Raw genomic sequence first — 18,992 nt, 5'->3', positions numbered from 1 at the left:
TCGGTGCCGGCTTCGGCGGCCGCACGCGCGGCTGATCCGGAGGGCGCCCGGCGGGGCGAAATAACGGTGAATGCCGGGGGAATGGTTGCGCAGGCGAAGGTGTCCTCACCATGGAATTCCGGGTTCGGGCCTAGAATCCCTGGGCCCCCTCCTTCTTCCTTGAACGCCCACTGTGGAGCTGTTACCAGGGGCGATGCCCATTCATCGTCCGGCGCTCCGCGCTACCCGTCCGCCTCTGGGCCCAGTTCAGGCCCACCTTTGCAAGGCATTTCTTGGGACTGATGTTCCCGGGCCTGGCCCCCTAATCTCTCTCCCGCTCGGTATTTCTCCGAGGAACGGGGGCGGGAGGTTCCGATGGGCGCGGGGATACGGGGACCGGGCGGTGATACCGGGGCGGCGGCCACCGAGTACGCGGCCCTCGTCCTGCTGGTGGCCTCCCTCGTGGGCGCGATCGCCGTCGCCGGGGTGCCCGGGCGCGTGGCGGGCCTCGCCGAGTACGGGCTGTGCCTGGTGAGCGGCGGTGACGACTGCTCCCTCCCCGCCGACGGCGACCAGGCCGACGCGCCGAACGACGAGGACTACCTGCCTCCGCGCTGCGAGGTGCTGCAGACGCAGGACAAGGCCGGTTACTCGCTCTACGTCGGCATCTTCAAGTTCGGCGAAGAGTACGCGTTCATGGAACAGCAGATGGCCGACGGCACGTACCGCATGACGCTCATGCCGCACAACGCCGAACTGGGGGTCGAGGGCAAGGCCTTCGAGGTCAGGACCGAGGGCGGCAGGAACATGCGTCTGGGGGCGGAGGCCAAGGTCGGCGCCTACCTCAAGGCCGGAGTGGGGGACACCTGGGTCTTCGGGAACCGGGCCGAGGCCGAGTCCTTCAAGGACGACATCATCGAGAACCAGACGGCCATGGACAGCATGGCGCGGAATCCGGGATCGGCCCTGTACTACGCCCTGAACCCGCCACCGGAGATCCCCGATCCCGGCATCAGCACGGCCACCCTGCGTCTGGAGGCGGGCGCCAACGCCGAGGCAGGGGCACGGGTGAAGACGTCCACCGCAGAGCAGTACTGGGACACCGGAACCGGTCTGAACGGCAAGGTCCGCGTCGGCGGCCAGGTGGCGGTACGGACCGACACCCGGGACCCGGACGACCCCCTGACCGGAACGACGTACCAGGTGGACGGCCAGGTCGGGGTGGGGACCGAGATCGGCGGGGCGGGCGCGGAGAACCTGCACAACTGGTCCGGAGCGGTCCGGGTGATGCGCAACGAGGCCGGTGAACCCGTGGAGATCGTGTACACCACCACCGTGGACTCCTCGATCGTCGACAAGGACCGGCTCGGCAACAAGCGCAAGAACGGCAAGGGCGGGCTGAAGGACAAGGACGCCGACGCGCTCCTGCAGGAGACCCGGACCACCGTCCAACTCGACAGTCCGGAGGAACGGGCGGTCGCCGACCGGTACCTGGAGGAAAAGGGGCTCACCGGCATGCCGGCCATGGCCTTCAGCCAGCTCTTCGGAGACGGAGACGACCTGCTGGACGCCCCTCCGGAGGAGGGCGGTCCGTTCGAGGACCTGCTCTACGACAAGGCCACGGTCTCCAACACGGTGCAGGAGAAGAGCACCGATGCCTCGGCGTTCGGCGGCAAGGTCGCCCTCGGCATGGGGCTGGGGCTGAAACTGTCCACCGAATCGTCCGAGGCGCACACGGTCGAGGCCGAGTTCCTGGGAGCCCCGCGGCCCGACGGGACGCGCTCGTTCCTGGAGTTCCCCGACTGCCTGTCCAAGGAGGCCGAATGATCCGCCGAACCCTCTGGCCGCGAGTGGACCGCCGTTCCCGTTCCGCCCACCCGGTGGGGCCGGCCGGCCGGGTCGGCCGGCCCCACCGGGGCGGCCCAACACTGGCCTTGCCGGGTGCGGTCGCGGCGGCGGTCCTCGCCGTCGCGTGCACGCCTCAGGGGGGCACCGCCCCCGTCGTCGACGGTGTGCCGGTCGCCCTGGACCCGCCCGACGGGTGGGAGGCACAGGTCGCCGAAGACGAAGAGATGCAGGAGACCGACCCCGTGCTCTACACGGCCGCCCCCGCCGACGGCGGGGACGCGGGCCTGTACCTCCAGGCCTTCGAGGGGCAGGTGGGCACCATCGAGGCCGGGATCGGCATCGCCCGGGCGGCCCAGGAGGTGCGCTGGGACGACTACTCCGCCCAGGAGCCCGAGGACATCGTGGTGGAGGGCGCCGAGGCCGCGCGCCGGATCGACTACACCTACACGTGCTCTGAGGAGGGCGGGGAGTGCGCCGGGGCGGCGTTCGTCCTGCACCGCGACCGTGACATGTACCTGGTGCGGGTGAGCTGGCGCGACGGACAGGAGCCTGAGGGCGGGGCCCAGGAGCTCCAAGAGTCTCTTGCCCTGCTGTGAAGCCACGGGGGCGTCCGCCCGAGCCGGCGCCTTGTGGAGGTGCGTGAGCGTGCCGGGACGGCCCCACGGACCCGGGGACGGACGACAAGAAAGGAGAACGACGTGAGGCCGCTGGGGTGGTGCGCCGCGGTCTTCGCAGGGGGACTTGCGATGACGTTGTTCGGTTACGCCCTGATCGGGGCGGTGGGCGCGCAAGGGGTGGCGATGAACCGGCCGGTGCCCTCCGAAGCGGCGTTTCCGGAAGGGAGGAGCGGAGCAGGGGCCGTATCGGTCTTCGACGTCCTCAGCGTTGCGGCCCTGATGCTGCTCACCGCCACCGTGTCGGGCCTGGGTGCCGCCGTGGCCGGTAGGAGGGCAGGGGTGCGGCCTCCGGCCGCGGCGGTGGCGGGACTGTGCGGACCGGCGGCGGCGGTCGCGGCGGTGCTCGCTCTGTTCTTCAGCGGGGCCGGTGCTCCGCCGATCGCCGCCGCCCATGCGGTGGCCGGCCTCCTCGGCTCCGTCGGAGGCGCGGTCGCGGGTGCGCGGCGCCGGTGAGGACGGCGCGCGGGCGAGCGCCGGGGCCGTTCCGGTGCGCCCGTGGTCCTCGACCGTGGTCAGTCTGCGAACTTCAAGAAGACCGAGTGCGTGCGCACCTCGACGATGCCGACGGTCCGCCCGGCCACATCGATCTCGTCGCCGGCTTCGCCCTCGATCTCCTCGTCTTCGTGCCCCTCGGCCGAGACGAGCAGGCGTGCGACCCCGTCCTGGGAGGAGCCGAGCGCGAAGGTCACGCCGTCCCTGGTCGTCCTGCGGCCGGGGAGTGCGGCGAACACCGCAGGGTCGTCCATCGGATCCCCTGAGGCGGCGTCGTCCGAGGGCCGGGGCGAGGCGTCCTCCGAGGCCGTCGGTTCCGGACCGCCACCGCCGTCCCCCTCCTCCCCGTCGTCGACGGTGAGGGCCACCCCCTCCTCGGACCGGTCGCCCTCATCGACGCGGTGCACGGTGATGGTGCGGTGACCGGCCTCGACCGTGTCCCCGGCGCCGGCCTTGACCACCTCCGTGCCGTCGATGTCATCGGCCCCGATGTGCAGGGCCGCCGTTCCGTCGGAGATGCTGCCGACCCCGATGGACAGGTCGTCCTCGGTGTGCTGGGCGCCTTGGGAGATGTACAGGTAGTCCGCCGGCAGGTCGCCGTCCGGCTCCTCGGGCCCGTCCTCGGTACAGCCGACCGCGAGCGTTGCCGCGGCCGCGGCGGCCAGGAGTGCCGAGGCGGCACGGCCGATCGTGGACGAGGCCATGGCGCTTCCTCTCCTTTCCCGGGTCATCCGAGGTCGGCCGCGTGCAAGGCGGCGAAGTTGTCGTTCACTTGGTCGATGTCCAGCACGATGTCGTCGGTCTCCGACCCCCAGGGGTTGCGCACCGTGACGGTTCCGGCCTCCCGGTCCACGTCCGACACGAAGTAGACGTGGGCGGAGACGAGCGTATCCTCCTCGTCGTCGACGAGGGCGGAGTCCTCCCCGTCGAGCGGGGTGGACAGGGTGATCGATTCGCCGGACTCGAACTTGTCCGCCAGGCCGTCCATGGTGACGTCCTCCCAGGGCGGGACCCAGTCGTCGGGCGCATAGTCGGTCGCGTCGCCGCCGAACGTGGTCATGGCGGCACCGGGGTGCCAGTTCTCGAGGCGGGAGTAGTCTCCGCCGTTCATCTGTGCGTACGCCTTCTCCAGGACGGCGGGCCAGATGACCGGCGGCTCCTCGTTGGAGGAGGCGAACTCCGGGTTGCCGGCGGCGTCGAGGGGAAGGTCCGGAGTGATGGTGATCGGATCCTGGCCCGGGAACGTCACCGTGAACGTGCCGTTGACGTTCTCCTGGATCATGTCCTCGATCGCTCCGGGGTCCTGGACCGCCATCGCCCCCATGGTCGCCATCAGCCAGCAGTCGCCCAACGCACCTTGATCGACATGCTCCCAGTCCACGGCGTCGTCGCCGGAGGCGAACAGCGAGTAGTCGTCGAGCTCGCCGTAGCTCAGCGATGAGGGCGAGTTCCCGGCGGCCGGGTCTCCGCCCACGTCGGAGAAGTCGGGTTCGACGAAGAAGTAGGCCTCGGAGTCGTCGAGCTTGCGCAGTGTGTCGAGATCAGCGGTGCGCCGGACCTCTTCCAGCCAGTCGAAGTAGTCCTGCTCGAGGGGCACCGGCCCGGTCTCGAACAGCCGGTACAGGTCCTCCTCGGACATGTCCCTGACGACGGCCCCGAACTCCTCGTGGCTCAGGTCCTGGAAGACCTCCCACGCACAGCTGGAGACCATCCAGGGGACTTCGTCTTCGGGGCTGAATCTCGACAGGCACTCGTCCAGGTCCTCGACGGCGGCGTCGACCGTGTCGGGATCGGCGTCGTCCGGGTCGGCCCCCCGCGACTCGGGAGCGGGCGGACCGGCCGGGTGCCCCGGGGGCGGCGCCGGGTCGTACTCCGAACCGGAATCGGAGCCGGAGGAGCCGCCCTGCTGGTCGGGTGCGGCCTGGTTCCACTGCTCGGGTTCGTCTCCGCCCTGCTCAGGCGGTTGCGTTGCGTCTGCGCTGCCGGCCGGATCACCGATGCGGTCCAGCCCGGTCTGGAAGAGCCCGGCCACACGTCCGGGGACGCCCGCGCTGAAGACGGCGACGACGATCGCCGCCACGAGGAGGACGACGGCGCCGTATTCCACGAAGGAGGCGCCGCGGTCGCCGGGGTCTCGTCGGGGGAGCACAGGGACCACCTGTCGGTTCGGAAACCGCCGACACGGGCGGTGGTGGGGGATGTGGGCTGGAGAGAACGCTAGCCACTCGTGCGTGACCGTCCTAGGGCCCCGGGGCCCAAGTTCACTCTGTGACGCTCCGGCTGCGGCTTTAGGGCCCCATTGGCGACGACGGGCCCATCGACACGGACAGGCTCCTCCTCGTCACGGCCGTTGTCCTGGTCGTATCCGCCGAGTCCACGCATCAGGCGAGCAAGGGGCGCTCGCCATAGGAAGCGCTCACTTCTCGCCGATGCCGTCGATCGCGGACCGCACCCTGGACCACATGTCGGTCACCACCGGGATTCCCTTTCCGCCGTCGGCCTCAGGGCCGAAGCACGGAGAGCTTGCGCTGATGGCGAGTTTGTTCTCAGCGGACGAGTTGCTGAGGGACAGACGGAACCCGTCATCGTTGCGGAACCGGACGTACATCTCGTCTGGACGCATGTCCTCCTGGAGCGTGTACCCCCGGTTCCCCCAATGGTCGACAAGAGCGTCGGCAACCTCGGCCTTCTTCTCATCGGAGCCGGTCGCCACCCGGTAGCTCTTGGAGACCTGTTGCTCATTCCTTTTGCAGGGAGCGCTCACGGCCGGCAGGAGTGCACTCTCGTCCATGGTGGAGTCTCCGGGCAGGGACCGGACCGCCGAGGCGATGTACTGCGACGTGCGCTCGTCGGCGCGCTCCTCGGTCAGCACTCCTTCGGGCGGAGGGGCTGCGAAGTAATAGACGCCGGAGGCCACCCCCGCGACCACCAAGACGGTAATGCACCCAGCGCCCCTCAACTTGCCCATCTTCGGGGATCCTCCGATCCGCTCCTTCAGGGCACCCTGCCCGCGTGCGCACGCCGCACCGCCTCGACCGCGGAGCGCGATGGACCCCTACCCCGAAAGGGGCGGGCCCACGGCACGCGGCCGGAGAGGGCGGCGCGGTCACGCCGACGGATCGCCGACGAGGAGCGGGGAAGGCGCCGGTCCCGGGGGCAGGGGGCTGTGGACGGAAGCGGTCCCTGCCGTCCGGCTTTCAGTACTCGCACTATGAGGCTAAGCAGGCCGACAAGAGGGATAGAAGGCCCAAGAGGTCCCAAATGGGGCTGCTGGATTTGGGTCCGATTGGGACCTCGTCCTCGGTTTGAGCTGCGCTCCTCCATGTCGGAGGGAGATGCGGAAGGGGCGGTCCGGCGGGCGCCGCCCTCCGCTCACCGACCGATCATCGCGAATTCCGCCGCAGTGAAGCCGGAATGTGATCCGAGTCGATGGATCTCCGAGGCGAAAACGAGACCGAAGCGCAATCCGATACTTCCCGACCGGGCGGGTCCCGTGCACGAATGCCTCTCCGGGGCTCGCCGGGGCATCGGAGTGCAGGGCCGGCACGGGACCGTGGGCGGCGAGCGGAAGCAGATGCGGGTCAGGTCCGCAGGGCTGCCAGCTGCCGGGCTTCAGTCGAGTACGCCCCCGGGAGGATGCGCTCCATCCCCGTGAAGAACGCCTCGGCGGCTTCGACGAGCGCCCCTGTGAACTCCGCTTCATCGACGTGGGCGTTGCGCACGTCCGAATCGTCGACCCTGGCGGACACGTAGAGGCGCCCCGGAGAGGTCCTCTGGAGCACGAGTTCGATCGGCTGGTCGGGGAAGTAGGTGCGAACCCGCCACTCCGTGCGCAGGTCGGTGAGCATGGTCAGGATGTAGGCCCAGAGCTGGTCGACGTAGTCCCAGAGCTCGGTGTCGAGCAGGGGGATGCCGTCGATCGTCAGAGCGACGGCGCCTTCGACGTAGTCCGGGTCCTCGACGCCTCCCTCCCACTGATCGGGAGGGACGAATGCGCCTTCAGAGGACTTGAGGAACGACGCGATCTCGATCCGGTGCATGCTCGTCCTTCGCATCCGTGAATCGTGACGGTGGTACGCCCCGCTGCCGAAGGGAACGGATACTCGCGTTCCCACTCTGCGTTTCGGGCAGATCAGCTTGACTCCGCGGAAGCCGATGGCGTGCTGTCAGTAAAAAGAGCCGTATACATTCGTTGGGTTAGAGCGTGAGCTTCCCGAAGTCCGCCAGTGCGGATGCGGAATGGACCTCGAGTCGGTCACCTGGGGGATCGAAGAAGAAGTCGAGTCGACAACCCTCCTCAGTGGTCTGTCCCTGGATCGTGCTGACGAACACCTCTCCCCGGGGTGCCTCGTCCGCGGCGAGGAGTCGAAGGCTCGACACCTCCTGCAGGACGATCAGATGAGAGGTGGGACCGGTGAGCGGGTTGTCGCCCACGGGCTCGATGAGCAGGGAGAGCGACGCCCGCTTCGCGGGCAGATCGATGTGGAGTGACTCGAAGCGGCCGCCCCACAGGCCGCCGAGCGCTCCGGGCCGGGCATCCGGGGAAGGGGCCGGGACCGCGGGGACATCCGCCGAGTCGCGGGGGAGGACCGCAACCCCGTCAAGTGTGGCTTCTGCTGTGTCGACCACCAGTCGATTGTCGTCGTCGTTCAACCAGATGCTCACCCGGTGGCCGCCGGCGAGCCGCTCCGCATAGATCTCGGCCGCTTCAACGCGCAGCCATGGACCCTCGACGATGTCGAACCAGTGGAAGGAGGATACTCCGTGGAAGACGAGCTGGTGAGCGCTGGTCGCCTCCCCGGCGGGACGGGAGCCGTCCACGACCACGATCGACAACGTGACCCGCCGGGCCAGCACGTCGAGTCTGACGGACTCGATCTGGCCGGCCCAGACGGCTCCCAGTACCTCGGTCGATTCCATAATATGCCCGCTTCCCCGGATCACTTCTTGTACTTGTTGACGGTGTCGGTGATGTCGGCAAGTGAGTTATCGTCTCAGTCGATGTGCGTCGCCGCGCGATCACTCGACGGATTGCCGCTCTTGCCGACGGCTCCCTTGTTCTCGACACTGACGCGGTAGTAGGTTTCGCCTTCCCGTGCGTTTCCCTTGCCGTCCTGCATCACACGGATTGTGACGGACTTGTTCTTTCCTGTTAGAACCTTGATAACCCAACCGGTCTTGGCAGGCTTCACAGTTGCATCGGGCAACTGTTCGGCGATCTCGTTCTTGAGGCCGTCAACCTTTTTCGTCGCCGGATTGTCCGGTGGTCGTTCGCAGGCGTCGCTCCTACCGCTGTCAGGCGTGTCGGCAGGTGCTGCGGCAGGGGTGGATGCGACACTGAGGGGCGGCGCCTCAACCAGGGAGCCGTCTCCGATTGGATCGGGAGCTGTGACGGCGCTGACGGGATCGATGTCCTCGCCGTAGAGCAGCCTTCCGTGTCCTGGCTGTCGTCTTGGGAGCCGTCGTCGGTGCCGGGGCCTCCACCGTACGGTTCGCAATCCTCGCGTTCGGGGTCGATGCGGCACATGGCCGCCACATAGAACTCCTGGACGCGTGTGGGCATCCCGAAGGCGAACACGGCCGTGACGATCGTGGCCACCAGCAGAATCAGGGCCCCGTACTCGACCTTGAAGCCGCCGTGCTCAGCTCTCCAGACCCAGCGCATTCTCCATGTCTCACCGTGATGTGCGAGCCCGACGGCGCAAGTCGACAGGTCCCGGGGCTGCGCAGCAGGCTCTCGGGGAGGACGATGAGCGGGACAGTGTCCCGGTGCCCAATCTGCTGATAGACGGGCCCAAACCTGTGGGTCTGAGCACGGACGGGAGACCACGGGCGATGCGCCTGGAGAAGCGACAAAGATGTTCCCAGGCGCTGACACCCGACCTACTCCGTCGGGGAGACCGTGAGCTCTACGGCTTCTGAGCCGCCTAAACCTGCGATGGTATCCATGGCGTTCTTGGGCCATCCGCCCTCGATCTCGCCGTAGCTGTCCTGGCGTGGGCCCTCTTGAGGAGGAGGGGGATAGCAGCGCTCCTTCGCGGTCATCCGTCGGCGGCTTGAGACAGAGGCGGCTGTGATCCGACGCACAGGTGGTTGGGCGCGATCCCCACTTGGGCCCGAAAGGCGAGAGATTTGGGTCCCGGGGCCCACGCGGGGGAGTGATCACTCCCAATAGCGTCACAACCCCCCCATCCCCGTGAACAACTGGAGAGAGCCGTGCTCGGCCGCAACCGCACCGTCGATAAGGGAGCGAGCTTCGTCGAATACGGCGGCGTCATCCTTCTGGTCAGCGCGATCGTGGGAGCCGTCGTGTTGGTGGGCGTCCCGGAGCGGATCGCCGACTTGTACCGGACGGGCGTGTGCCGGATCACTGATCCTCAGAACTGTGAGGGAACCGAAGGGACACAGAGCGCGAGCGGCGTTCCTGATGCTCAGGACCCGACCGTCGTCCCATTGAGCGACTACGAGCCCCCCGACCCCGATGAACGGGTACCGGACGACGACACGGCCTGGCCCTACCAGGTGGTTCCGGCCTCGGACCCCGGCCAAGGCGATGAGGGGTCCGATGGCGATGAGGACGGCGAGGACGACCTGGCCACCAGTGGAGACGTTCCTCCGGAGGAGAGCCCCGCGTACGACCCGTCTGAAGAGTACGTCCAGATGGAGGACGTGCGGGAGTCCCGGGACGACTTCCAGAGCGTCGGCGATGGCAAACCGTTCTGGTGCGGACTCGGCCCCGACAACTCCATGGAGCACGAGTACACCGGCGAGAGCGTGTGCGAGACCTTGATCGGCGTCAAGAACGCGATCGATGGAGCACGCCTTGCCTGCGGCAACCCGAGGTACTGGTTCTCCGATGAGCAGTGGGCGTACTGCCGTCCCAATGCCGCGGACTACTTCGAGCACTATCTGGGGGCCTCGGGCGAGGACATGATCGTCGACATGGACGACTTCCTGGCCGACGTGCCCGAGTTCCAAGAGGAGATCGAGCGGAAGCAGAACGAGGTCGTCGAGGACGTGCTCGCAGACGCGGAGGGGCGGGGGATGGACGGACCGCTGACCTACCCGATCCACACCCAACAGGTCGGATGGGGGTACCCGCCGGACGCCGTCAACGGGGGCGACTTCGTCTATGAGAGCCCGGACTGGGCCAACGCGATCGGCAGCTTCCACTACTGGCTCGAAGGGGAGATCACCGTCTATCCCCCTGAGGAGCCCGGAGGTGAACCGACCTACTCCATGGACACCAGCATCAACATGGAGAAGTGGTACAGCTGGGAGCGCGGAGACCCGTCGACCCTCGAGGACGACGATCCCGACAACGACGACACGGCCTTCGACCCGCTCTTCGAGGCGGACGAGGACAGCGGCTTCGTGGACCGGCTCAAGGCCGACCAGATGGGGTTCTCCCACAGCGACCTGGCGCTGCTCCACCAGCACGGTGCCGCGCAAGAGTTCTGGGTCCGCGGTGACAAGGACCTGCCCACCGTAGAAGGGTGAGGTGCCCGACGCTGAAATAGGCGACGGACGGGCGCGCTCACAGCATCACGTGCAAGCAGGCGCCGGAGCCGTCTGTGACCGGCCGGCGGCACCGCCACGGCCACGCGCCCGTCACGGCATCCACCGCACAAGCAGCCGACCACTACTGGAGACCCCTCATGTACGCCCCATCGGCCCCGGCCTCGTCGCCGGCCTCGCTGCGATGGATCAGGATCCTGCTCGCGGCCCTGTTCCTCGCGGGCGCCTACCGAGCGGTGGGCTGGTACTTGGCGCTTCCCGCACACATGGACTTCACACTGATCGCCGCGCTGTTCGCGGTCCCTGGATTCTTCGCCCTGTTGCTGTCCGCGCTGGCGGGCAGGAGAAGCAAGGGCGTCTTCGCGGCCATTCTGCTGACGGCCTGTGGCTTCCTCGTGTGGAGCGTCCTGAGGTTCGACGACTACAGCCTCAGCGGCTACCCGGAGGCCGCCCTGGTGCAGATCACCGCGTCCATCGGGATCATCGTGCTGCTGATCGCCCGGCCCTCTCGCGACCATTACCTGGGCGGGTGAGTCACTCCATGTACTCTTACCAGTCGCCGTACGCCCCTCTGGACGGGGGGCTGAACGCCGTGTGCCCGCAAATCCGTCGCACCGGATGCGGTGCCGCGGCCGCTCTCAAGGGACGGGCCTTCCGAAGTCAGGGGAGAGAGACGTTGAAGCACCTTGTGATCGGCATCGTCGCGGGGGTCACGGCACTGGCTCTGAGCGGCTGCGGTGGATCGTCGCCGTCAGAACCCGGTACCGGAGACCGTCCGTCCCCTTCTCCTTCGCCGATCGACGGTGACACGGACGAACTTCTGGCGGCCTTCGAGGAGCAGAGCGGGCTCGTCATCCCGGACAACGCTTCGGACATGGACGTTCAGGCGTGGATGCTGGAGGGCACCCGCCCCCAGTACAAACTCCGGTTCGTCACCACGCGTGGAGGGGCCGAAGTCGTCTGCGACGCGGACAATCTCGGCGTCTATACCTCGCAAGAGGTTCCGGGAGACGAGGAGCGCGAGGTCTTCGACTACGAGGAGAGCGACGACGAGATCGGCGACAGCGTCAGGTGCGATGGCAGCAACCCGAGGCAGCCCCGGGTGCAGCGCCTGGTGTCCGTGGTCTTCCCGAAGGACGGATTCGAGGAGGGGCCGGAGGCGCCGGACGGTGAGGACGTCGCCGTCGTCTATGCGCACAGCATCCTGTGGCCCAAGCGCTGACGCGTCTCTGTGCTCCCGGCGCCGGGCGACCGGACCTTGGCGGTGGCCGGTCCAAGGCCCGACCAGGGAGAACCGGGGAAGGCGGCTGCTTCAGGTCCCCTCCCGCCTTCCCCCTGCGTCGGCGAAGGCCGTCGTCATGCGTTCTGAGCGAACCTTGCCTTGCCCGGAGGTCGGCCCTTTTCCGAGGGCGGACACCGCAAAATGCACGGAATTGCTGGACATAGGGTCCGTGGGCCCAAGATGGTCTTAGGCGGGGCGATCTCTCCTGATGGGCTTCGGTGTCCGACCGCGTTCCCGACCTGGAGGGCCTGGATTGCTCTGAGGAAATCGACCTGGTCCAGGGCGGTGGATGCCGCTTCGGGCCGCTCGGACGGCGTCTCTGGCTCATCTTTCCAGTACGGGGGCGGGGCGAGCCTGTCGGCGTGCGAAGACGAGTCCTGGGGCGATGTGTTCACGATTGGGTCCGTGGGCCCTGGTGGCCGGGCTTCCCTCCCCGTTAATGTGCCGGGCATCGAGGCGCTTGATCTCTCTCGATGGCGGAGGCCGTCCGTACGGGCGGTGCTGCGCCTGTGAATTCCCTCCCCCTTGGTCCCAGCCTCCACCGTGGGGAGCGCATGCCCGTCCCCGTTGCCCGAAAGAGGAATGAATGCTTCGACTCGTACGAAGAGGAGATCGGGGCGCTTCCTTCATCGAATACGGTGCCACGGTTCTTCTGGTGGCGGGAATAATCGGCGCGGTCATTCTGGTGGACGTCCCGGGGCGTGTGGGAGGCCTGATCACCCACGGCCTGGAGTGCGTCGCCGACCCCGGTGCGCACGCCTGTGAAGGAGCCTCCGACGAAGGGCCCGAAGAAGCGGACGCGCCGCTCGACCGGCGTGTGGTCCCGCGGGAAGAGGGGGAGGCGACCCCTGAGGCAGGCTCCGATTCCGAGGACGACACCGGTCGGCCCCAGAGCGCCGACCTCCCGACCGGGGAGGGGCGACCGCAGGACGCGGACCTGCCGGCCGCCTCCGAAGAGTCCGAGGACCAGGCCCCGACCCGAGTGGAGCCGGTGGCCTTCGACTGGTTCGGAGGCGATGAGGGACCGGAACTCGCACCCGGCCCCGAGACCAAGCCCGATGGGGTGAACGATTGGTGGGAGGGCCTGAGCCAGGCGGAGCGTGACGAGGTGATGGAGGAGGAGCCCGAGCACATCCGCGACCTGGACGGCATCCCGGCCGACGTCCGCGACGAGCTCAACCGCGAGTTCCTCGACGATGAGATCGAGCGGATGCTCGAGGAGGAGGGACTGACCGCCGACGAGGTGCTCGACTACGACCTCGCCCAGGTCCGGGACGACCCCGTCCCCGGAGCCCCCAGCCTGGAGCTCTGGGAGATGGCCAAACTGCAGAGGACCGTCGGCCAGGAGGGTTCCGACCACTACATCCTGGCCCTGGACCCCGAGGAGGGGCGGTCCATCGTGTCCTCCGGGAACCCCGACACCGCGGACAATGTCGCCACCCTGGTCCCGGGGACCGGCATCGAGTGGACGGCCATCAACGGACAGCTGGGCCGTGCGGAGAACGTCCGCAACGCGGCCGCGCGGGTCGACGAGGAGGCCGAGAACGCAGTGATCTCCTGGATCGGCTACGACAGCCCGAACGAGGTCCAGGCCCCCTGGGGCGGAAAGGCCGACGACGGCAAGGACGACCTCCAGGACTTCCAGTACGGTCTTCGGGTCACCCATGAAGGCGAGCCGTCGAACAACACGCTCATCGGGCACAGCTACGGTTCCGTGGTCGTCGGGCACGCCGCGCAGAACGACTCGGGGGTCTACGCCGACAATCTGATCCTCGTCGGAAGCCCCGGGGTGGGCGGCCCCGTCGAGGAGCTCAACTTCGACGGCGGCGTCGAGGACATCCATATCGCGATGTCGGACGAGGACTGGATCAATAAGAGTCCGCTGAAGGGGTTCCACGACTACGACGGCCTGGACCACCCCGATGTGTCGCGGATCACGACCGGAGACGATACTGAGCATGACGCGTACTTCAACCAGGAGAACGGGCGGGACACCGTTGAGCTGCGCCAGTTCGGAGAGATCGTCGCGGGTGGATGAGACGGGCGCACGACACGCCGTCCCCGGCCCGTGGCCGGCGAGGATCCTCTGCGCCGTCGCCGCGGCGCTCGTGGCCACGGCCTGCGGCGGGCAGGACGCCGAACCGGGCAGCCCGCTGGACGAGGCGGAGGCCGGCGAGCGCGTGGCCGCGCACATCCAGGACGCGGTCGAGGCGCTGCCCGGTGAGGTGGAGCTGGAGGAGGTGGGCAACGGCCGCGTCAGCGCCGCGTGCGACACCGACCCCCTCATCACGGTGAGCGAGGCGTACTGGCTGCGGGGTCTGCCCGAAGAGGACAACGAAGAGAATGTGGACCTGCTGGTCGAGCACTGGGAGGAGGGCGGGTTCACGGTGACGGACGATCTGCGCCCGGACGACGTCTTCGTGACGGCCGTCAACGACGAGGACGGGTTCACGATGTCGGTCGCGATGAGCAAGCAGGGCGGCCTGTCGATCGATGCGACGTCACCGTGTATCCACCCGTCCGGAACCGACTGACCGGGTCCCCGGCCGCCGACCGGTCCCGGTCGGCGGCCTAACCGGCGATCCGTTCCGCGTCCTTCGGATCCATCACGGCCATGGCCTCCAGCGTGAAACGCGCGAGGTTCTGGTAACGGCCGGGGAGGGCGTCCCGCAGCAGGAAGAACCGCACGGTCGTTCCGCTCACCAGGAAGTCCGCGTCGACCGCGGTCGCCACGACCGCGCGAAGGTCCGGCGCCTCAGGGAGTGCTCCTGCGTTCCGCAGGCACAGCGCCGCGAAGCGGAGCCCGCGCGACAGGGCCGCCTGCAGGTAGGAGGAAGGGTCCTCCACCAGGTCCTCATCGTCGATCCGGAAGTCGTTGACCTCCAGCTCGGTGTCCATCAGCCCCTCAGGGCCGGTGTCGGGCTCCTCAGAGGTCCAGTCCGGGGGTGGTCCACCGGGAGAGAGGACCCCGGTCGGACCGCGCCCCCACGGCGCGTCCGCGACCCCGCGCAGCGGCTCGGGCAGCGGGTCGTCGCCGAGAGGGCCCCTCTCTATGAGGAGCCGGTCCATCGCTTCGTTGGTGATCATGGCCGCTTCAGGTCCAAGTAGCTCAGAGCCTTGTCGATGTCGGAGTCGGATAGGGGTTCTTCGACTTCTGGAACCAGCGCAGTACGGTCGTCAGCGCCACCTCCAGTTCCGCCAGGTCATGTAAGGCCCTGTCGGCGATCCTGGTCTTGACCTGGGACCACAGCGCCTCGACCGTGTCGGGCCCAGGGGCGTCGCGCGGCAGATGCACCACGGTGAGCCACCGGTGCGAGGACAGCACCCGCCGCACCCCTGCCGATGCGATGAACTTCCACACGGGGGATGAGCCGTTCCCCGTTCCGTGGTGCTCCCGCCGTACAGGGAACCTGTTCGGCCCCTGTCCGGAAACCTCGGAGCACCTCGCCCCGCCCACGGTTCGCAGCCCGACAGCAGGCGGCTACTCCTCCTCTTCGGGGGCCTTCACCGTCAGGGTCACCGAACCGGTCTCGCCACCCTCGACGTCGGAGGGGGTCCCTACTTCGGTGACTTCGTCGATGATGACCGTATAACCGTTATCGAGTTCGAAGGATTCGCCCTCGGAACCGGTCACTCCCTCGCCCTCGCCGTCCTCGCGGGCCGCCTCGATGACCGAGAGGCTCGCCTCGCCTCCGCCCACGGACTGGACACCGATTCGCAGCCCGAGCATGGTACCCACAGTGCTCTGAGCGATCGTCAGCGTCGCCTCTTCCCCGTCGGCGAACGTCGGGGTCGGATTGACCGTTCGGACCGAGGGAGCGGTGTACGGCCGCACCGGCTCCACCGGTTCGTCAGCGTCTGCCCCGCAGGCCATGGCGGAGCCGAGGAGCACCGCCCCGACGGCGAGTGTGCGCAGGCCCGGAAGGTTTCGGCGCAGCCGGGGGATCGTCCGGCTCATCGCGTCAGCCATCGTAGGTGCTGGTGTGGCCAGTCCTCCACGGGGTGTGCAGCGAGACCTCGTCATCCTGTCCCTTCCACCCCGGTCGTCAGGCACCCTGGGAGGCCTCCAACGTGTAGTCGAGACCGGGGCGGATCTCGAAGCCGACCAGCCGCGCGGCCGCCTGGAGGGGCTCGCCCTCCAGGTCGTAGACGAACAAGAGGTCGTCATCGCCTTCAGTGTCGAGGAACCGGGCCAGAGCGCGCGCTGATTCCTCGTCGATGGACGTGCTCCACACCTGCCATTCCGTCTCCCGGTCGTAGCCGCAGATCTCGCGTGTCAGGTACATCCGACTCCTCCCCAGGGCGCGGCACGGCACGGTCACGGTTCGACCTTGCGCTGCGGGTCGGCGGGCTTGGTCTCCTCACCGGTGGTGGCGTCGTACTCGCCCTGGTGTTTCCCGCGCTTGTTGTACTTCTCCACGGTGCCGTGCTGGTAGTCCCACTCATAGATGTTGCCCTGGTCGTCCTTCCAGCGGGCCCGCTTCTTACCGCCGCCCTGTACCGATGTCTTCGGCTTGACCTTCTTCGCCTTGGGGAACGCGGACAGGGAGGAGGGGGCCGGGTGGAAGTTGCAGGCCGCCGGCTTCTTGTCCTTCTTCCCCGCGGGGAGGAAGGTCCCCGTCTCGGAGATGGAGCCGGAGCCCGACCGCGGGAGGGGAGCCGGAGAGGGACCGAGCGGAGCGAGGCCGACCGCCGGGGGGTTGTCGGCGGGCTGGACCGCTGCGGGGTCGAGGACCAGGGTTCCGCCGACCACCGTGGCGGTGACCGGATGGACACGGCCGCCGGCCGCGCCGTCCACGGCCGCGTCGGCCAACTCCTCGCAGGCGCTGAACGCGTCATCGTATTTGCGCTGAGCCTCGGCGACCTTGGCCCTGCGCGTGTTCTTGAGCTTCTTGGCCTTGCGCCAGCGGTTCCAGAGCTTGGTGATCTTGGGGATGTTCTTCACCAGCTTGGCGCCCTTTCCCCAGGGGGAGAACCCGACGACCGTCCACAGGCAGGCCACCAGGTCGCCCTCGGTCAGGCAGGCTTTGGCATCGTTGTAGCCGATGATGTCGCCGACGACGTCGAGGAGCTCGTCCCAGGGATCGTCGACGTCCGCCAGCTCCTCCTCGGCATCGTCCAGGTCCTGCTCGGCTTCGTAGAGCGCCTCTGCCAGAGCGGGGTCCCAGCCGTCCTCCTCGTCTACGGACCCGCCTTCTTCGTCCCCGGACTCCTCGTCTTCGGAGCCCTCCCCGTCCGCCGAGCCGTCGCCGTCTCCGGAGCCCTCTCCGTCACCGCCGTCTTGGGGCCCGCCGTTCTCGCCGTCGCTCCCGTCGGCCGAGTCCTCACCGCCGGTGCCCGGTCCCCCGCCGAACTGTTCGCAGTCCTGGCGTTCGGGGTCGACACGGCACAGGGCGGCGACGTACAGCTCCTGGGTGCGGGTGGGCAGCCCGAACGCGAACACGGCCACGACGATCGTCGCCACCAGGAGGATCAGGGCCCCGTACTCGACCTTGAACCCGCCGTGTTCGGCCTTCCACACCCAACGCATGTCCCGTGATCCCCCGTGGCTGCCGTCTACAGATCCGCCCATGCGCAAGAGACGCTGGAGCGGGACAGCAGCCTATGAGGGGGGCTGAGCAGGGGAATAGTGTCCCCAGGCCCAAAATGCGGGGGAATGGGCCCAGATCGGCACTTTTGGCCAGAGGAGGACGGATTCGTCTCTTGGGGCCGCCGGGATCGGCGGCCGCGAACCTGCTGAGCGCCCTCCCGACCTGTCGGAGCGCCGAGTCTAGTCCGCTGGACGAACCCGGGCGCGGACGAGGCGGTAGCGGACGAAGTGCAGGTCGCCCACGGTGTCGGGGGTCCGGAAGTCGACGCGCACCTTCCCCATGAACTCTCCGGCCCGCTCGGACGACCCATGAGCATCGGCGACCGCCTCTTCTGCGAGGGAGACGTTGATCAGGGACAGGTCCGGCCCCGGGGGGAGGTCACCGGGCATGGGCAGCGGACCGCCGGGCGGACGGATCTCGATCCCGGCGACCCGGTCGGCGCTGATCCTGACCCGGAAGGGGCCCTCTTCAGGCGTCCACTGCCCCTCTCCGGAGCCGAAGGCGAGCAGCGACGGGGCCTCGGTCACGGACGTGCCCAGCATGATCCCGCCGTAGGAGCCCATGTAGACCAGGTCTCCGACGGCGCGGACCGCCTTCGGGTAGGCCGAACGATCGTGCGGCGACGCCGGGACCGGGACGAACTCCGCCAACTGTGCTCCGCCCGGCGGAGGAACGTAGGAATTGGTCTCCCCGGACGCCGGGCCGGCGAGGTCCTCGCCTTCGCGCCAGATGGAGCCGCACTCGCCGCACACCCACAGGCACTCCCCGGTGCGCTCGGCGCACTCCTTGCCCAGGTCGATCGTTCCGCACTCATTGCACCGCTGCATCGGCCCCCCTCGTACCGGCGGCGACCCCCGATCACCGCCGCCCTCTCACCGGCGACCGGCTCAGTCGCCCTTGTTCTTCACCGGGTAGGCGGTGACGACCTCGTTCCCCTTCTCGACGACGATCTTGACGATCTTCTCACCGTCGTCACCGATGGTGTTGTCCATGGGGATCCAGAAGGTCGTCCTGCCGTTGTTCGTCGACTTCTGGACGTCCTTCTTCTTGCGCTTGCCCCAGGCGTCGTTGAGTGTCTGCAGCGCGTTGCCGTCCTGCTTGAACTTGGTGTGCGGCTGGCCGTTCTTCATGCGCTCGATCGCCTTGGGCGAGGAGTCGGAGCTGTGTTCGAGCACATGCTGGAGCGCGTGCTGGTCGCCCTCCTTGTAGGTCCGGTCCCTGAAGATCAGCCCCTTCGGGGTCTGGAACGGGCGGCCCGGCCCGTTGAGCTCCTTGAGCTTGCAGTTGTGGACCAGTGCGGCGCCGCTTCCGGCCCACACGTAGTAGGTGTGGAAGTTCGCCACGCTCAGGTTGTTGACCTGCTGCGCACGCCGCTCGGTGCTGGCGGCGGTGACGCGCGAGACCTCTCCGTCGGGGCCGATGACCTCGTCCCCGAGGTCGAGGTCCCGAGCCTCCTTCCACGTCTGCTCGTCCTCGACCCAGAAGGGGTGGCCGCCGGTGGCGGTGATCCCGCCGGCGCCAGTGATCCCCGTTCCGTCGTGGAAGCCGAGGGAGACCAGCTCCTTGTCGCCGTAGGAGCCGATGACCGCGGTCACCGGCTGGGGT

The 18,992-nt window shown here is 68.3% G+C and carries 21 protein-coding genes; 8 read left to right on the top strand and 13 right to left on the bottom strand.

Translation table 11 applies throughout. From position 1 onward, the window contains the following. Positions 1 to 354 precede the first annotated feature (354 nt). From D450_RS0101475 to D450_RS0101465, 3 genes are all read left to right on the top strand, one after another. Positions 355 to 1,806 (top strand): hypothetical protein, encoded by a 1,452-nt coding sequence (locus D450_RS0101475; protein WP_017536910.1) that lies wholly within the window; start codon positions 355 to 357, stop codon positions 1,804 to 1,806. Continuing rightward, positions 1,803 to 2,423 carry a hypothetical protein gene (locus D450_RS0101470; protein ID WP_241483019.1) on the top strand — a complete coding sequence of 207 codons (621 nt, stop codon included), beginning with the start codon at positions 1,803 to 1,805 and terminating at the stop codon, positions 2,421 to 2,423. Before D450_RS0101475 ends, D450_RS0101470 begins: the two co-directional genes overlap by 4 nt. Positions 2,424 to 2,573: 150 nt before the next feature. Next, positions 2,574 to 2,957 (top strand): hypothetical protein, encoded by a 384-nt coding sequence (locus D450_RS0101465; protein ID WP_241483018.1) that lies wholly within the window; start codon positions 2,574 to 2,576, stop codon positions 2,955 to 2,957. Between the two features lie 59 nt (positions 2,958 to 3,016). On the opposite strand, the gene D450_RS0101460 is transcribed toward D450_RS0101465, so the two are convergent. The 6 genes from D450_RS0101460 to D450_RS35095 all read right to left on the bottom strand — a co-directional run bounded on the left by D450_RS0101460 (position 3,017) and on the right by D450_RS35095 (position 8,116). Then, positions 3,017 to 3,700, bottom strand: coding sequence for a hypothetical protein (locus tag D450_RS0101460; protein WP_017536907.1), 684 nt, complete (start codon positions 3,698 to 3,700; stop codon positions 3,017 to 3,019). Between the two features lie 23 nt (positions 3,701 to 3,723). Next, on the bottom strand, positions 3,724 to 5,145 hold the full coding sequence (locus D450_RS0101455; RefSeq protein WP_017536906.1) for a C2 family cysteine protease: 1,422 nt from the start codon (positions 5,143 to 5,145) through the stop codon (positions 3,724 to 3,726). Positions 5,146 to 5,412: 267 nt separating this feature from the next. After that, positions 5,413 to 5,964, bottom strand: a complete 552-nt coding sequence (locus D450_RS0101450) for a hypothetical protein (protein ID WP_017536905.1) — start codon at positions 5,962 to 5,964, stop codon at positions 5,413 to 5,415. 613 nt (positions 5,965 to 6,577) lie between these two features. Further along, positions 6,578 to 7,051, bottom strand: a complete 474-nt coding sequence (locus tag D450_RS0101445) for a hypothetical protein (RefSeq protein WP_241483017.1) — start codon at positions 7,049 to 7,051, stop codon at positions 6,578 to 6,580. Positions 7,052 to 7,193: 142 nt separating this feature from the next. Beyond that, the gene (locus tag D450_RS0101440) at positions 7,194 to 7,916 is read right to left on the bottom strand and encodes a hypothetical protein (protein WP_017536903.1); all 723 of its coding nucleotides are present in this window, start codon (positions 7,914 to 7,916) and stop codon (positions 7,194 to 7,196) included. 74 nt (positions 7,917 to 7,990) lie between these two features. Then, entirely contained in the window at positions 7,991 to 8,116 is a 126-nt protein-coding gene (locus D450_RS35095; RefSeq protein ID WP_275041879.1) for a hypothetical protein, read from the bottom strand. 1,096 nt (positions 8,117 to 9,212) lie between these two features. Between D450_RS35095 and D450_RS0101435 the strand changes: the two genes are divergently transcribed. From D450_RS0101435 to D450_RS0101415, 5 genes are all read left to right on the top strand, one after another. Further along, a complete protein-coding gene (locus D450_RS0101435; RefSeq protein ID WP_017536902.1) occupies positions 9,213 to 10,496 on the top strand; it encodes a hypothetical protein in 1,284 nt (427 codons plus the stop codon). 158 nt (positions 10,497 to 10,654) lie between these two features. After that, entirely contained in the window at positions 10,655 to 11,047 is a 393-nt protein-coding gene (locus D450_RS0101430; protein ID WP_017536901.1) for a hypothetical protein, read from the top strand. Positions 11,048 to 11,190: 143 nt separating this feature from the next. Beyond that, entirely contained in the window at positions 11,191 to 11,736 is a 546-nt protein-coding gene (locus tag D450_RS0101425) for a hypothetical protein (protein WP_017536900.1), read from the top strand. A gap of 715 nt (positions 11,737 to 12,451) precedes the next feature. Then, positions 12,452 to 13,834 (top strand): alpha/beta hydrolase, encoded by a 1,383-nt coding sequence (locus D450_RS0101420; RefSeq protein ID WP_241483016.1) that lies wholly within the window; start codon positions 12,452 to 12,454, stop codon positions 13,832 to 13,834. After that, positions 13,827 to 14,330 carry a hypothetical protein gene (locus D450_RS0101415; RefSeq protein ID WP_241483015.1) on the top strand — a complete coding sequence of 168 codons (504 nt, stop codon included), beginning with the start codon at positions 13,827 to 13,829 and terminating at the stop codon, positions 14,328 to 14,330. Before D450_RS0101420 ends, D450_RS0101415 begins: the two co-directional genes overlap by 8 nt. A gap of 37 nt (positions 14,331 to 14,367) precedes the next feature. Here the strand turns inward: D450_RS0101415 and D450_RS0101410 are convergent, their stop codons facing one another. From D450_RS0101410 to D450_RS0101375, 7 genes are all read right to left on the bottom strand, one after another. Then, a complete protein-coding gene (locus tag D450_RS0101410) occupies positions 14,368 to 14,883 on the bottom strand; it encodes a hypothetical protein (RefSeq protein WP_017536897.1) in 516 nt (171 codons plus the stop codon). Between the two features lie 22 nt (positions 14,884 to 14,905). Further along, positions 14,906 to 15,157, bottom strand: coding sequence for a hypothetical protein (locus D450_RS29165; protein WP_017536896.1), 252 nt, complete (start codon positions 15,155 to 15,157; stop codon positions 14,906 to 14,908). Positions 15,158 to 15,277: 120 nt separating this feature from the next. Then, positions 15,278 to 15,754 carry a hypothetical protein gene (locus tag D450_RS0101400; RefSeq protein ID WP_152520775.1) on the bottom strand — a complete coding sequence of 159 codons (477 nt, stop codon included), beginning with the start codon at positions 15,752 to 15,754 and terminating at the stop codon, positions 15,278 to 15,280. 88 nt (positions 15,755 to 15,842) lie between these two features. Then, positions 15,843 to 16,082 (bottom strand): DUF7683 domain-containing protein, encoded by a 240-nt coding sequence (locus tag D450_RS0101395; protein ID WP_017536894.1) that lies wholly within the window; start codon positions 16,080 to 16,082, stop codon positions 15,843 to 15,845. Between the two features lie 32 nt (positions 16,083 to 16,114). After that, positions 16,115 to 17,326: a colicin E3/pyocin S6 family cytotoxin gene (locus D450_RS34245; RefSeq protein ID WP_206539647.1), complete on the bottom strand. Its 1,212-nt coding sequence runs from the start codon at positions 17,324 to 17,326 to the stop codon at positions 16,115 to 16,117. A 240-nt stretch (positions 17,327 to 17,566) separates the two neighbouring features. Next, complete coding sequence (locus D450_RS0101380) at positions 17,567 to 18,214, bottom strand: hypothetical protein (protein ID WP_017536893.1); 648 nt, start codon at positions 18,212 to 18,214, stop codon at positions 17,567 to 17,569. A gap of 60 nt (positions 18,215 to 18,274) precedes the next feature. Then, on the bottom strand, positions 18,275 to 18,992 hold a 718-nt coding region (locus tag D450_RS0101375; RefSeq protein ID WP_026128319.1), incomplete at its 5' end, for a polymorphic toxin-type HINT domain-containing protein.

The sequence above is a fragment of the Nocardiopsis halophila DSM 44494 genome, from assembly GCF_000341245.1.
GTDB lineage: Bacteria > Actinomycetota > Actinomycetes > Streptosporangiales > Streptosporangiaceae > Nocardiopsis_A > Nocardiopsis_A halophila.
This window is presented reverse-complemented; position numbering and strand designations above follow the sequence as displayed.

Bases quoted from the DNA above. Each gene is read 5' to 3' on its own strand.
- D450_RS0101445 (WP_241483017.1), bottom strand. From the start codon at position 7,051: ATGCGAAGGACGAGCATGCACCGGATCGAGATCGCGTCGTTCCTCAAG.
- D450_RS0101460 (WP_017536907.1), bottom strand. From the start codon at position 3,700: ATGGCCTCGTCCACGATCGGCCGTGCCGCCTCGGCACTCCTGGCCGCC.
- D450_RS0101380 (WP_017536893.1), bottom strand. From the start codon at position 18,214: ATGCAGCGGTGCAATGAGTGCGGAACGATCGACCTGGGCAAGGAGTGC.
- D450_RS0101475 (WP_017536910.1), top strand. From the start codon at position 355: ATGGGCGCGGGGATACGGGGACCGGGCGGTGATACCGGGGCGGCGGCC.
- D450_RS34245 (WP_206539647.1), bottom strand. From the start codon at position 17,326: ATGCGTTGGGTGTGGAAGGCCGAACACGGCGGGTTCAAGGTCGAGTAC.
- D450_RS0101465 (WP_241483018.1), top strand. From the start codon at position 2,574: ATGACGTTGTTCGGTTACGCCCTGATCGGGGCGGTGGGCGCGCAAGGG.
- D450_RS0101410 (WP_017536897.1), bottom strand. From the start codon at position 14,883: ATGATCACCAACGAAGCGATGGACCGGCTCCTCATAGAGAGGGGCCCT.
- D450_RS0101400 (WP_152520775.1), bottom strand. From the start codon at position 15,754: ATGAGCCGGACGATCCCCCGGCTGCGCCGAAACCTTCCGGGCCTGCGC.
- D450_RS0101450 (WP_017536905.1), bottom strand. From the start codon at position 5,964: ATGGGCAAGTTGAGGGGCGCTGGGTGCATTACCGTCTTGGTGGTCGCG.
- D450_RS35095 (WP_275041879.1), bottom strand. From the start codon at position 8,116: ATGCAGGACGGCAAGGGAAACGCACGGGAAGGCGAAACCTACTACCGC.
- D450_RS0101395 (WP_017536894.1), bottom strand. From the start codon at position 16,082: ATGTACCTGACACGCGAGATCTGCGGCTACGACCGGGAGACGGAATGG.
- D450_RS0101440 (WP_017536903.1), bottom strand. From the start codon at position 7,916: ATGGAATCGACCGAGGTACTGGGAGCCGTCTGGGCCGGCCAGATCGAG.
- D450_RS0101470 (WP_241483019.1), top strand. From the start codon at position 1,803: ATGATCCGCCGAACCCTCTGGCCGCGAGTGGACCGCCGTTCCCGTTCC.
- D450_RS0101430 (WP_017536901.1), top strand. From the start codon at position 10,655: ATGTACGCCCCATCGGCCCCGGCCTCGTCGCCGGCCTCGCTGCGATGG.